Source organism: Rhizobium giardinii bv. giardinii H152 (assembly GCF_000379605.1).
GTDB lineage: Bacteria > Pseudomonadota > Alphaproteobacteria > Rhizobiales > Rhizobiaceae > Pararhizobium > Pararhizobium giardinii.
This window is the reverse complement of record NZ_KB902734.1, coordinates 1-1,867: the sequence shown is the minus strand read 5'-3', so window position 1 is coordinate 1,867 and position 1,867 is coordinate 1. Positions and strand designations below refer to the sequence as shown.

General features: G+C 60.2%; 2 protein-coding genes. Both read left to right on the top strand.

Annotation, left to right across the window (positions count from 1 at the left end; all coding sequences use genetic code 11):
• Positions 1 to 1,374 (top strand): aspartate aminotransferase family protein (locus A3AY_RS0130190; RefSeq protein ID WP_018329400.1); only part of this gene is annotated, 1,374 nt, incomplete at its 5' end.
• A gap of 167 nt (positions 1,375 to 1,541) precedes the next feature.
• A partial coding sequence (locus tag A3AY_RS36555; protein ID WP_040669414.1) for an aldehyde dehydrogenase family protein occupies positions 1,542 to 1,867 on the top strand: 326 nt, incomplete at its 3' end.

The window sequence follows — 1,867 nt, the reverse complement described above, 5'->3', positions numbered from 1 at the left end:
AAGGACCGCAACTCGGTCCTGCATCCGTTCACGCAGCTGAAGGACTTTGCCAGCGGCAAGCTTGGCGAGCCGACGATTGTTGAAACGGGCAAGGGTATCCGGATCCAGGACGCCTACGGCAATCAGCTCATTGATGGCTTTGCTGGCCTTTACTGCGTCAATGTCGGCTATGGCCGAACCGAGGTGGCCGAGGCGATCTCGCGCCAAGCCTACCGTCTTGCCTATTACCACTCTTACGCCGCCCACACGACCGACGAACTGGCGATCCTGTCAGACCGTCTGGTGAAGATGGCGCCGGGTAAGATGAGCAAGGTGTTCTACGGCATGTCCGGCTCGGACGCCAACGAGACCCAGGCAAAGCTCGTTTGGTACTACAACAATCTGCGCGGCAAGCCCACGAAGAAGAAGATCATCTCACGCGAGCGCGGCTACCACGGCTGCAGCGTCGTCTCCGGTTCGATGACCGGCATGAGCTTCTATCATGATCACATGGACCTTCCCTTGCCGCAGATCACCCATACCGGCGTGCCGCATCACTACTGGGGCGCCAATCCTGGCGAGACCGAGCGGGAATTCTCCGCGCGCCGGGCTGTTGAGCTCGACCAGCTCATCGAACAGCTTGGCCCTGACAATGTCGGCGGCTTCATCGCTGAACCAGTGCTTGGCACAGGCGGTATTACGCCGCCGCCGGAAGGCTATTGGGAGGCCATCCAGCCGGTGCTCAAGAAGCATGATGTGCTGCTGATCGCCGATGAAGTCATTACCGGTTTTGGCCGCACCGGTTCCATGTTCGGATCGCAGCATTATGGTATCGAGCCGGACCTGATCACGGTTGCCAAGGGCCTGACGTCTGCCTACTTCCCGCTCTCGGCTGCGATCGTCGGCGAGAAGGTCTACCAGGTCCTGGAAGATGGAGCCGACAGGGTTGGCGCCTTCTCGCATGGCTATACCTATTCCGGCCATCCGATCGGCGCAGCCGCGGCCAACGCCGTACTCGATATTGTCGAGAAGGAAGATCTGCCGGGGAACGCTCGCGACGTTGGCGCCTATTTCCAGGCGCAGCTGAAGGAGAAGTTCGCTCAGCTGCCGATCGTCGGCGAGGTGCGGGGTGTTGGCCTTATGGGTGCGATCGAGTTCGTCGGTGACCGCGAAAACAAGACCCGTTTCGACTCGTCGCTGAAGATTGGTGCTCGCGTCTCGAAGGCAGCTCGCGACGGCGGCCTGATCGCCCGTGCCATGCCGCATGGCGACATCCTCGGCTTCGCACCGCCATTGGTCACCACCAAGGAAGAAATCGACGAGATCGTCTCGATTGCCGAGAAGGCCGTGCGCTCGGTCATGGACGAACTGGTGCGCGACGGCCAGAAGATCTGAATGTCAGCGACTTGTGCTTTCCGGGCCATCGCGGAACAGCCAGTCGCAATCAGATTGTCATTGTCGACCACATCAAAGGGCACAGGGCGGGGATAAGACCTCACCCTGCCCGAAGACCATACCCGCCGCTCATGCCGGCGCTTCATCAGNGAAAGGGAAGTTGGCCTATGACCGCTGCCAAACTTCATATCAAAGCGGGCCTGCCGCCTATATCTGTTTACAGTCCGTTTGACGGCTCTCTGATCGGATCGATCGACACAACGGAGGCATCCGACGTCGACGAACTCATCGCTCGTGCCCGTCGCGGGGCCGAACTCTCGCGCAACCTGCCGCGGCACAAGCGGGCAAGCATCCTCGAAGGTGCTGCACAACTTATCGAGCGCCGCCGCGATGCCTTTGCCGAGACGATCGTACGCGAAGCCGGAAAGACGATCGTTCAGGCACGCAAGGAAGTCAGTCGCTGCGTCAATACGCTAAAACTCTCTGCCGAGGA